The organism is uncultured Clostridium sp. (assembly GCF_934754915.1).
Taxonomy (GTDB): domain Bacteria; phylum Bacillota; class Clostridia; order Clostridiales; family Clostridiaceae; genus Clostridium.
In genome coordinates this window covers 1-11,421 of sequence record NZ_CAKVKB010000106.1, presented here as the reverse complement: position 1 = coordinate 11,421, position 11,421 = coordinate 1, and the positions used below count along the sequence as shown (strand labels likewise).

Sequence of the window (11,421 nt, the reverse complement as noted above, 5' to 3'; positions counted from 1 at the left end):
TTAATGTTGTTAAGGTGAATTATGTTTAAATTTTCTTAGAGAATATGCACTGGTTATTAAGAGAATATAATATGTAGTTTTTTAATGTATAGGATGTAATATATTTTATCTTATGAATTACAAGAATAATGCTGTATATTGAAGCTGTTTGGCAGAAATATCTATAATAACTCCTTCTATAGAATTATAACTAATATTTTAAATTAATAAGAGAACATAAAATGTCAAAAAATATAATAATTTTTTAAGAATTGTTTAATTAGTTGTTAAGCTATTATATAGAAATAAATTGTAATATAGACATATAAAAAATATATGTGAGAGGAGATGGCTTATAAAAACTAATATTTGATTTTATGAGAATTAATTGAAGTATTGTATTAGAAATTAGTATATTGGCAATAATATAGAGATAAATGAAAAATAAGGTTATAAATTATGGAAGGTGATTAAATGAATAAAGAAGTGGCACAATTAGAAATAAAAAATGAAGTGACAGATGATGATAAAGAAATATTAAATACAGCTTTAGATGGCATAAATGGATGGAACTTTAATCCAATAGCTGTTATAACTAATGGAATAGAAGATTATTATTTTATATGTAAAGTCAAGACAATGCTTGAAACTATTCAAATGAAAATGGCAAAAATATATGTTAAGATTCAGAAGAACAAAGAACCAAGACTTCTTGCAATTGAAGAGATACGCTAAAAAAAGTATTATTAGTGCAAATATTTTAAGCACTAATAATACTTTTTAATCTTCAAATATAAATAAATCTTCAATAGATGCATCAACTACATGAGATATATCAATTGCAAGTTTTAGTGAAGGATTATACTTTGCTGCTTCTAATCTCATTATTGTTTCACGTCTTACACCTACTTTCTTAGCAAGATCTTCCTGGGTCAGATTTTGATATTGACATGCCATATCGAGGTCCTGAATATTATCAATCTGGAGAATATATTTACAAATGTAAGGTTGTAGGAAATTTTACATGGTTTCAAGGATATGAAGAAATTTATTGTAATAATGAAAAGGTGTATGAATGCTACTTTCATGGTGGAATAATGAAATAGAAAATTACTATTTCTGTTAAGATAAATAGTGTTTAGATGGACGTATATTGATAATATAAATCATCAATGATAATATATAAATGTAATGTATATTAAATATGAATAGGAGTGAGATTTGTGGAAAAGATTGCAAGTTTTACAATAAATCATTTAAATCTTCTTCCAGGGGTTTATGTTTCAAGAAAAGACAGATTTAATGATGTAGTGCTTACTACATTTGATCTTAGAATGACAAGACCAAACTATGAACCAGTTATGAATACTGCTGAAATGCATACAATAGAACATTTGGCTGCAACTTTTTTAAGAAATCATAAGGACTTTGCAGATAAGACAGTTTATTTTGGACCAATGGGATGCAGAACTGGTTTCTACTTAATATTAAGTGGTGATTATGAATCAAAGGATATCGTTGGACTTCTTACTGAAATGTATAAATTTATTGCAGATTTTGAAGGAGATGTTCCGGGAGCTTCTGCAAGAGATTGTGGAAACTATTTGGACATGAATCTTCCAATGGCAAAATATCTTGCAAAAAAATATCTTGATGAAGTTTTATTAAACATAACTGAAGAAAGATTAATATATCCAGAATAAAATTTCATACTATGAAAATATAAAATTCCCTCTTAATAAGCAATGTGCTATAAGAGGGAATTTTATATTTGTTTTACTGTTGTAATTATTTAAATTTAAATGATTTTTAATAATTTATAATCAGCAATAATAAAGTTTTGCGTAAAGTCATTGTTTAAGTTATAGGATTAATTACATATATGTTCTAATAATAAAATCATATAATAATCAAAAAGATTATCATTTATCATGAATTGTTAATTGGAAGAACATATATTAAAAAAATCTTCAGGATTGTCTATAGCCATTAAACCAGACATAATACATACACCTGATGCACCACATTCAATAACCTGTTTTATGTTTAAAGGAGATATTCCGCCTATTGCAAAGACAGGCATATCTATATATTTTACAACATTTCTTAAGAAAGAAAGGCCTCTTCCAGGAATACCTTTTTTACAGTCTGTATCAAAAATATGTCCAGCAGTTATATATGAAGCACTAAGGTCATGAGCAATAGCTGCATCTTCAATAGAATGGATTGAAACTCCTACAGAATCAAATTTATGAATAATTTCTGGAGTATCTTGTAAAGTTTTTAATGGAAGATGTATTTTTTTTACTCCAAGTTCCTCTGCAGTATTGTAATAAGAATGAAGAATACATTCAGTATTATATTCTTCACATATTTTTAATACCTTTGATGCTAGAATTTTATAATTTCTTTCACTCAGGTCTTTTTCTCTGAGGACAATTGAAATTGAAATGATATCTTTTAAGAAATTTAAATTTTTACACATTTTAGAATGTGTCTGAATTTTCTTATTTAATATACATATTTTTTCTATCTGCTTTAAAAAATCAGTTTTACATAAATGACGATTAGTAACTGAAAGAATTTTATACATAGACATAATCACTCATTACTGGCTGGAGTCCATGATTTAATATTGAATTGTAAATTTCTTCAACATTTCTTGAATCCGAAATTTCAAATTGTTCATCACCTTTTTCTTCTTCACCATCAACTCGTCCACCAATTCCTACGCACACACCTGCAGAAATTTTTGTGGCAGCAATTCCTATGACGTTATCACGGAATGATGCCTGCTCACGAGTTGATATTGTCAAACTTGCAAAAGGCATGAATATTCTGTATGCACAGATTACCTGAAGAAGCTGCGGTTCATGTACATCTTTAGGATTAATTTTATCATTATTTATTATTGGACGAAGACGAGGACATGAAAATGCAATTTCAGCATGTGGATATTTTCTTTGAAGAAGATATGCATGAATACCAGTTGCAAAGGCATCTTTTCTAAAATCATCAAGTCCAAGAAGGACAGCAAATCCTACACCTCTCATTCCGCCTTTTAATGCACGTTCCTGAGCATTAAGTCTGTAAGGAAATATACGTTTATGTCCTGCAAGGTGAAGTGTTTCATATTTATCACTGTTGTATGTTTCCTGAAATACAGTGACATAGTCAGCACCACATTTATGAAGATAAGCATATTGGTCACTGTTCATAGGATATACTTCAAGTCCTATGACTTTGAAATATTTCTTAGCAATTTTACATGCTTCGCCAATATATTCTACACTTGACATGGTAGGACTTTCACCTGTAAGAATGAGAATTTCCTTAAGTCCTGTTTTAGCTATTGCAGCCATTTCACGATCTATTTCTTCTCTATTAAGCTTTGCACGTCTTATTTTATTATGACAGTTGAATCCACAATAGATACAGTAGTTTTCACAGTAATTTGCAATATATATTGGAGTAAACATATTTACTGAATTTCCAAAATGTTTACGTGTTTCTTTTTGGGCTCTTTGTGCCATCTGTTCAAGAAATGGAAAAGCAGCAGGAGATAGAAGTGCAGCGAAATCCTCTGGAGCTAAAACATCTTTGTTTAATGCTCTCATAACATCTAATCCTGTATATTTATTGTAATCATAAGCATTCATTTTTGAGATTACCTCATCCATAACAGTTGAATCTTTTAAGACTTCCATGTCGGGAAGATATTTCATATGATCAATACGGTCCTTTACATCTATCATTTTAATAGTCCTCCTTTAATATTAATCCTGTAAAAATCCAGTAAGAGGTGATGATGCAGAAGCCCTGCCTTCAAGTACTCTTCCAAGACCAGCAAGATATGCAGTTCTTCCTGCTTCTATTGCATTTTTAAATGCAGAAGCCATGGCAGGAATATCTCCAGCAGTTGCAATTGCAGTGTTTGCCATTATAGCAGCAGCACCCATTTCCATTGCTTCACATGCCTGAGAAGGTCTGCCTATACCAGCATCTACAATTATAGGAAGGTCTATTTCATCAATTAATATTTTAATAAAATCTTTAGTGCATAAACCTTTGTTTGTTCCAATAGGAGAAGCAAGAGGCATCACAGCAGCAGCACCAGCATTTACAAGGTCTCTTGCAACATTAAGATCTGGATACATATAAGGCATTACAACAAAACCCTCTTTTGCAAGAATTTCTGTAGCTTTTATTGTTTCAGAGTTGTCTGGAAGAAGATATTTTGAATCTCGCATTATTTCTATTTTTACAAAATCGCCACATCCAAGTTCTCTTGCAAGATGTGCAATATGTACAGCTTCCTCAGCATTACGAGCACCAGAAGTATTAGGGAGTAATGTTACATTTTTTGGAATGTAATTTAATATGTTATCTGGACCTCCTGAATTTGCACGTCTTACTGCTAATGTTATTATTTGTGCACCAGCATTTTCAACAGCAGCATTTATTAAGTCTAAAGAATATTTTCCGCTTCCTAATATGAAACGTGAATCGAATTCGTGTTCACCAATTATTAATTTATCATTGTTCTTATTCATTTATAATTATCCTCTCTCTAGTAAATTATCTAATCAAATTACGACTTATATTGTGTATATGCAATTTATTTTATTGTTCTATGTTTATTTCAAATAATTTAATACTGAAAATTTATGTGGTATTTAAATTCAATTTTTATAGTAAAATTATTACTGTATTTTGATTGATTTATACTTCTTCAATTTCAAGAATAAGTCTTAAAATCATATTTGCTTCATGTCCTGCACATATGCTTACACGTGGAGCCATCAAGCCTCGTCCAACTTTTGCTCCTGTTTTTCCATCACCGCACAGATAAAAGTTTTTGGTGATTTTTTTTGTGATTATTGTGTTGCTGCTTTCGAATCCAGCCATTCCTGAAGCAGAGACAAGTTTTTTGTTTGGAAAATTTTCTATTATGCAATTGACAATCATAGCTTTTGCTTCTGGGTTGTCAAAAGCTTCACATATTATATCTTCATTTTCAAAAAGAGATTTTATATTTTCAGGAGTTACTTTTACTGTATCGATGGTTACTTTTATAAAAGGATTTATTTCCTGAATTTCATTTTTCAAGGCTTCAGTTTTATACATTCCAAGATGTTTAATTTTATATTGCTGACGGTTAAGATTACTTGGTTCAACAATATCAAAATCGATTAGATGTAAATGTCCTACACCTGTTCTTGCAAGGTTGACAGCTATATTAGATCCAAGACCGCCAAGACCTGCAACAGCAACATGGGCTTTTTTTACTTTTTCAAAAACATGAGGAGTATGTCTTGCACACATTAAAGCCTCAAATTCATCCTGGCTTGGCATACAGCCTTTTATTATAAAGCTTACATTATCATTTTCATTAAGAATAAAATCATCATAAGTTTGAAATCCATTAAAAATTGTTATTAGATTTTTTTCATTTTTGTGATATCTATCACGTAATTCATAAAGGGTAGAGCAGTCTGTATTAACAGATTTTCCATTTATAAAAATTTTCAAATCAGCCACCTCCAACAAAACTTACGACTTCTAAATGGTCACCATCTTTAAGGATTTTTTTATCATAGGATGTCTTTGGAATAATTGAACCATTGCATTCAACTGCTATCATTTTTGTATTGAAATTTTCTCTGATTAGGAATTCAATCAATTTAAGATTATCAGCATCAGATACTTTATTTCCGTTTACAGTTATCATATTTTCACCTCCTAAAATTTGGAATATGCAAAAAAGGCCACACGAAGACTTACACCCGTGGTGGTGTACCCCTTCGTGTGACCTTAATCAACACTCTATTCCATATTATAATGTTTTAACTAATTTTTGTCAAATAAACTACGAGTTTATCAAATATACAGAGTATTTTGTATTTACATATGTTTTCATTTTATATTGATATGCTATATAATAGCTATGATTAGCATATGCAGTTAGTGAATCATAGAATTCATTGCATTATAGAAATATTAGGAGATAAATAAATGAAAAATGGATTTAATAAATTCAATATAAGTGAAGAAATTTTAAAAGCAGTTGACGGACTTGGATATAAAAAACCATCAGAGGTTCAGGAAAAAGCAATTCCTGAAATATTATTAAATAAGGATATTATAGTCAAATCACAGACCGGAAGTGGTAAAACTGCAGCATTTGCAATTCCTTTATGTGAGAAGATAAACTGGGATGAAAATAGTCCACAGGTTTTAGTGCTTAGTCCAACAAGAGAATTAGCAGTACAGGTAAGTGATGAGTTTGTTAATATTGGAAGGTTCAAGAGAATAAAAGCAGTATCTATTTTTGGAAAGCAGCCTATAAGTGAACAGGAAAGAATGCTTAAGCAAAAGACTCACGTTGTTTGTGGAACACCAGGAAGGATACTTGATCATATTGATAGAGGAAGTCTTAATATAAATAAAATAAAGTATTTTGTAATAGATGAAGCAGATGAAATGCTTAATATGGGATTTATAAATCAAGTTGAAGGAATAATAAGAAGAATTCCAAAGAAAAAAGTTACAATGCTGTTCTCTGCAACAATTCCAGAAGAAATAAGAAAATTGTGCAGAAAACATATGGATAGACCTGTTGAGATTTTTATAGAAAAAGAAAATGCAGCAAATAGTAACATTGAACATAATCTCTATTATGTAGATTATGAAAAAAGATTTGAATTTTTAAATGAAATTCTTATATGTGAACAACCTGAAAGTGCAGTTATTTTTGGAAGAACAAAAGATAAGGTTGATGAAATATATGAATTTTTAAAATCAAAAAGCTATTCATGTGGCAAAATTCATGGAGGAATGCTTCAAAAGGAAAGGTTTGCTGTAATGGATAGTTTCAGAAAGGGAGAATTTAGACTTCTTGCTGCTACAGATATTGCTGCAAGAGGAATTGATATAGAAAACATAACTCATGTGATTAATTTTGAACTTCCTGTTGAAAAGGAAGCGTATGTACATAGGATTGGAAGAAGTGGAAGGGCAGGAGCAAAAGGAAAAGCTATATCTATATGCTTTAAAAAAGGCGATAGATATCTTGCTGAGATAGAAAAATATATAGGTTTTGCAATTCCTGTAAGAGAACATTTTTCACAAAAATTTATAAAGGATAATATGGATAAAGGTTTGTCAAAGCTTAAAAGCAGACCAAAGAGAAAGAAAGAAAAATCCAAAGAAATAAATTTAGGTATTACAAAAATATATTTAAATGGAGGAAAAAAGAAAAAGATAAGAGCTGGAGATATTGTAGGAGCCATTTCAAAAATAGAAGGTGTAGATGGAAATGATATTGGAATAATTGATGTTCAGGATAATGTATCTTATGTTGATATCTTAAATGGAAAAGGAAAGACAGTAATAGAGGGGCTTAAAACGGCATTAGTAAAAGGAAAAAAATTAAAATGTGAAAAAGCTAGAAAATAGTCTGTAGTGAAAAATTTGATTATATATTGACTTTTAAGTTATAATAGATACGGATTAGTAGAAATTAATAATAGAATAGTTAAAAATAAATATAAATTTAGCACAATCTTATTTCTTAAAAGAATAGTATATTATAATTAGAAATATATTAAGCAGATTATGGATAATGAAATTCTATATTATGTTATTTTTTAATGGAAGATGTGTTAAAGTAATTTTAAAGAGGTGTAAAGTTATATGTCATTTGATAGAAATGCAAAATGCTGGTGCGGAAGTGGAAAGAAATACAAAAAGTGTCATCTAGAATTTGATGAAAAATTAGAAAGCTATAGATTAAAAGGAATTGAAGTGCCTTCAAGAGATTTAATAAAATCTCCAGAAGATATTGAGGGAATAAAAAAGAGTGCAGCTGTAAATAATGGTGTTTTAGATCTTGTTGCAAGCAAAATTAAAGCTGGAATGAGTACAGCTGAAATAGATAAGCTTGTTTATGATTATACAGTTGAACATGGAGCTATACCAGCACCTTTAAATTATGAAGGATTTCCTAAAAGTGTATGTACATCAATAAATGATGAAGTATGTCATGGTATTCCAGATGAAAATATAATATTAAAAGAAGGAGATATTGTAAATGTAGATGTATCTACAATACTCGATGGATATTATTCTGATGCATCAAGAATGTTTAAAATAGGTCAAGTGAGTCCAGAAGCTGAAAAACTTGTTAAAGTAGCAAGAGAGTGTATGGTTAAAGGAATTGAAGCTATTAAGCCTTGGGGATTTTTGGGGGATATAGGGGCAGCTTGTCAGGAACATGCACATAATAATGGATATTCAATAGTAAGACTTTTAGGTGGTCATGGAGTAGGAAATGAGTTCCATGAAGATCCTTTTGTTCCTCATGTAGGAAAAGCAGGAACAGGAATGCTTTTAGTTCCAGGAATGGTTCTTACAGTTGAACCAATGGTTAATGAAGGAACTTATCACGTATATGAAGATGCTGATAATGGATGGACTATTTATACTGATGATGGGAAATTATCAGCTCAATGGGAGCACACAGTTCTTATTACAGAAGATGGTGTTGAAATAATAGCATATTAATTTAAAGAAATATATTCAAAAGCAAGAGCGTATCATTAATTTCCTTTTTGTTATTTATGATACGTTCTTATTTTTATCAATTATAAGTAAGATATATATTACAACTAATAATATACAATGGACAATTGACAACTTATAGGTCTCCTCATAATGTTGGACAATTCAATTCAGTTAATTTTGGTAATATAATTATATTATTTTTGTATGAATAAAAAGAAAAGTACAGTCAATAATTTAAATAAATATATGAACGTATGTTTGCAATACTGGTTTATGTTTAGAAAGGATGTCAATTATGGTTAATGAACGTGCTCGTAATATTTTAGAAAAATATTATGGATATAAATTTTTTAGAAAAGGTCAGGAAGATATAATAAATTCAATAATAAAAGGAAATGATGTTCTTGCTATAATGCCTACAGGAGGAGGAAAATCAATATGTTATCAGATTCCAGCTCTTATGTTTGATGGAATGACGATAGTTATATCACCTCTCATATCCCTCATGAAAGACCAGGTTGATACTTTGAAAAACATGGGAATTGATGCTGAATTTATAAATAGTACATTGAGTTCAGTAAAAGAAAATGAAGTAGTAAACAAAATAGAAAATAACATGGTGAAGATTCTTTATATTGCACCTGAAAGGCTTGAAAGTGTAGGATTTTTGAACATTATAGGAAGATGCAGAATTTCACAGGTTGCTGTTGATGAAGCACATTGTGTTTCTCAATGGGGGCATGATTTCAGATCTAGTTATAGAAAAATTGCACACTTTATAAATATATTAGAAGAAAAACCTGTTGTGACAGCATTTACAGCAACAGCTTCAGAAGAAGTTCGTGAGGACATAGTAAATCTTTTGTTATTGAAAAATCCAGATATATATGTGACTGGATTCAATCGGGAAAATCTTTTTATAAATGTAATAAAAGGCGGAGACAAGAACAGATATCTTTTAGATTATATCAACAACAATTCAAATGTGTCAGGAATAATATATGCGTCAACAAGAAAAGAAGTAGATAAGATTTATGAACTTTTATGTTCAAAGGGATATAATGTAACCCACTATCATGCTGGGTTAAGTGAAGAACAGAGAAGAGAAAATCAGGAAGGTTTTATATATGACAGGGCAAACATAATGGTTGCAACAAATGCATTTGGGATGGGTATTGATAAACCTGATATAAGATATGTAATACATTATAATATGCCTAGAAATATAGAAAGTTATTATCAGGAAATAGGAAGAGGGGGAAGAGATGGTGATAAGAGTGAATGTATACTTTTATTTTCTCCACAAGATGTTCAGATTCAAAAATATCTTATTGAAACTTCTATAGAAAATCCAGAAAGACAGGTTATACAATATAAAAAGCTTCAGCAGATGATAGATTTTGTTTACAGTAATGAGTGCTATAAAAAATTCATTCTTTCATATTTTGGAGAGGAGCTCAAAGAAGACTGTAATTCCTGCAGCAATTGTTTAAATGAAGGTGAAATAATTGATAAAACAATAGATGCACAGAAAGTATTATCATGTATATATAGGATGAATCAAAAATTTGGAGCAGGCATGGTAGTAGATGTTTTAAGAGGTTCAAAAAATAAAAAAGTACTTCAGTTTAAATTTGATCAACTATCGACTTATGGAATTATGAAGAATTATTCTGCAGATGAACTAAAAACATTTATAAATACACTTACATCTCAAGGGTATATACGTGTGGTTGAAGGAACTTATCCAATACTTGCTTTAAATCAGATGTCAAGGAAAGTTCTTGTAGGGGAGGAAAAAGTAATGCTTAAGGAGTTCGCAGTTCATAAAAAGGTACATGAAAATAATGAATTATTTGAAATCCTTAAAGAAATTAGAAGGAATATTGCGGATGAAAATAATGTGCCTCCTTATGTTATTTTTGGAGATATTACGTTAAAGGAAATGTCAATAAAATATCCTGTTTATAAAGAAGCTATGCTTAACATAACTGGTGTTGGTGAACTTAAGTACAGTAAATATGGAGAAAGATTTGAAAATGCCATAAGAGAATATGCACAGAATAATAATATAAATCTTTCAAAAAGTGGAAGTCTTGAAATAATAACATCAAACAAAGAAAATGAACTGACACTGGAAGTAGAAAGTGATGAAAAATTATATAAAATCCTTTATGATGCAAGAAAAAAATGGTCGGAAAAGGAAAACAATATGTACCCCCAGTCAATAATGCATAAAAATATATTAAAAGAAATAAGTGGACGATATCCTGTGACAATTGATGAATTAAAGGATATAAGTGGTATTGGACCTAAAAAAATAGAATCTCATGGTGAGGAAATAATAGAAATAGTAAAAAAATACGTGAATGAAAATAATATAAATCATCAATGGATATCTAAAAATAAAAAGAAAATAATAATTGATGGAGAAAATAGAGAGGTTAATGAAATTGCAATTGATATGTTGAAAAATGATAATGATATCTATCATGTGTCAAAAGAATTGGAAGTGTCAGTTTCAACTATACTTGGATATGTTACAGATTATATTAAAGAATTTGGAGAAGATAATTTTGACATAGATTTAAATGAATTTTTTACAGAAGCTGAAGAAAAGGAAATATTAAAAGCAATTAAATTAAAAGGATTTGAAAAAATTAATGAATTAAAAAGAATTCTTCCAGGTATAAAATATGAGAGCATAAGAGCAGTTATATTAAAAAATTATATTTTAACGCATAATGAATGATAATTGACAATTAAGTGTTATTAATTGGAATGTATATAATAAAAGTTAATAATATTAGTAATAAAAAAATTTTCTGAAAATATATTTATATAAGGATCATATATAGGAATTTAAGGGGTGTGAGT

General features: G+C 29.4%; 12 protein-coding genes. 6 read left to right on the top strand and 6 right to left on the bottom strand.

The genetic code is table 11. The features are described 5' to 3' along the window. Nucleotides 1-453 precede the first annotated feature (453 nt). The gene (locus Q0F58_RS13905) at nt 454-714 is read left to right on the top strand and encodes a hypothetical protein (protein ID WP_294377664.1); all 261 of its coding nucleotides are present in this window, start codon (nt 454-456) and stop codon (nt 712-714) included. Between the two features lie 45 nt (nt 715-759). Here the strand turns inward: Q0F58_RS13905 and Q0F58_RS13900 are convergent, their stop codons facing one another. After that, nucleotides 760-936 (bottom strand): helix-turn-helix transcriptional regulator, encoded by a 177-nt coding sequence (locus Q0F58_RS13900; RefSeq protein ID WP_294377662.1) that lies wholly within the window; start codon nt 934-936, stop codon nt 760-762. Between Q0F58_RS13900 and Q0F58_RS13895 the strand changes: the two genes are divergently transcribed. Then, complete coding sequence (locus tag Q0F58_RS13895; RefSeq protein WP_367118191.1) at nt 930-1,085, top strand: DUF5680 domain-containing protein; 156 nt, start codon at nt 930-932, stop codon at nt 1,083-1,085. The genes Q0F58_RS13900 and Q0F58_RS13895 overlap by 7 nt on opposite strands. Nucleotides 1,086-1,202: 117 nt before the next feature. Beyond that, the gene (locus Q0F58_RS13890) at nt 1,203-1,682 is read left to right on the top strand and encodes an S-ribosylhomocysteine lyase (protein WP_294377658.1); all 480 of its coding nucleotides are present in this window, start codon (nt 1,203-1,205) and stop codon (nt 1,680-1,682) included. 236 nt (nt 1,683-1,918) lie between these two features. On the opposite strand, the gene Q0F58_RS13885 is transcribed toward Q0F58_RS13890, so the two are convergent. From Q0F58_RS13885 to thiS, 5 genes are all read right to left on the bottom strand, one after another. After that, a complete protein-coding gene (locus Q0F58_RS13885) occupies nt 1,919-2,572 on the bottom strand; it encodes a thiamine phosphate synthase (protein ID WP_294377656.1) in 654 nt (217 codons plus the stop codon). After that, a complete protein-coding gene (gene thiH, locus Q0F58_RS13880) occupies nt 2,565-3,734 on the bottom strand; it encodes a 2-iminoacetate synthase ThiH (RefSeq protein WP_294377654.1) in 1,170 nt (389 codons plus the stop codon). The genes Q0F58_RS13885 and thiH overlap by 8 nt, the downstream gene beginning before the upstream one ends. Before the next feature lie 21 nt (nt 3,735-3,755). Continuing rightward, the gene (locus tag Q0F58_RS13875; protein WP_294377647.1) at nt 3,756-4,532 is read right to left on the bottom strand and encodes a thiazole synthase; all 777 of its coding nucleotides are present in this window, start codon (nt 4,530-4,532) and stop codon (nt 3,756-3,758) included. 169 nt (nt 4,533-4,701) lie between these two features. Then, complete coding sequence (gene thiF / locus Q0F58_RS13870; RefSeq protein ID WP_294377644.1) at nt 4,702-5,511, bottom strand: sulfur carrier protein ThiS adenylyltransferase ThiF; 810 nt, start codon at nt 5,509-5,511, stop codon at nt 4,702-4,704. Between the two features lies 1 nt (nt 5,512). Next, nucleotides 5,513-5,710, bottom strand: coding sequence for a sulfur carrier protein ThiS (thiS, locus tag Q0F58_RS13865; protein WP_294377642.1), 198 nt, complete (start codon nt 5,708-5,710; stop codon nt 5,513-5,515). Between the two features lie 284 nt (nt 5,711-5,994). On the opposite strand from thiS, the gene Q0F58_RS13860 reads away from it, so the two are divergent. The 3 genes from Q0F58_RS13860 to recQ all read left to right on the top strand — a co-directional run bounded on the left by Q0F58_RS13860 (nt 5,995) and on the right by recQ (nt 11,296). Continuing rightward, a complete protein-coding gene (locus Q0F58_RS13860; protein ID WP_294377639.1) occupies nt 5,995-7,437 on the top strand; it encodes a DEAD/DEAH box helicase in 1,443 nt (480 codons plus the stop codon). 237 nt (nt 7,438-7,674) lie between these two features. Beyond that, nucleotides 7,675-8,544: a type I methionyl aminopeptidase gene (gene map / locus Q0F58_RS13855; protein ID WP_294377636.1), complete on the top strand. Its 870-nt coding sequence runs from the start codon at nt 7,675-7,677 to the stop codon at nt 8,542-8,544. A gap of 295 nt (nt 8,545-8,839) precedes the next feature. After that, the gene (gene recQ / locus Q0F58_RS13850) at nt 8,840-11,296 is read left to right on the top strand and encodes a DNA helicase RecQ (protein WP_294377634.1); all 2,457 of its coding nucleotides are present in this window, start codon (nt 8,840-8,842) and stop codon (nt 11,294-11,296) included. The last annotated feature ends 125 nt before the right edge of the window (nt 11,297-11,421 follow it).